This window comes from Mycobacterium helveticum, from assembly GCF_007714205.1.
GTDB lineage: Bacteria > Actinomycetota > Actinomycetes > Mycobacteriales > Mycobacteriaceae > Mycobacterium > Mycobacterium helveticum.
In genome coordinates this window covers 1-238 of record NZ_VMQU01000414.1, presented here as the reverse complement: position 1 = coordinate 238, position 238 = coordinate 1, and the positions used below count along the sequence as shown (strand labels likewise).

General features: G+C 70.2%; 1 protein-coding gene. It reads right to left on the bottom strand.

All coding sequences use genetic code 11. The annotated features are described in order from the left end of the window. Positions 1 to 238: DUF933 domain-containing protein (locus FPZ47_RS28145; RefSeq protein ID WP_145039867.1), on the bottom strand; the 238-nt coding region annotated here is incomplete at both ends.

Sequence of the window (238 nt, the reverse complement as noted above, 5' to 3'; positions counted from 1 at the left end):
CTCCACCACGTCGCCGTCGGCCATCACGTAGTCCTTGCCCTCGATCCGCGCCTTGCCGGCTGCGCGCACGGCCGCGACGGAGCCGGCCTCGACCAGGTCCGCGTAGCTGATCACCTCGGCCTTGATGAAGCCCTTCTGGAAGTCGGTGTGGATCACCCCGGCGGCCTGCGGTGCGGTCCAGCCCTGGTGGATGGTCCACGCGCGGGCCTCCTTCGGACCGGCAGTGAGGTACGTCTGC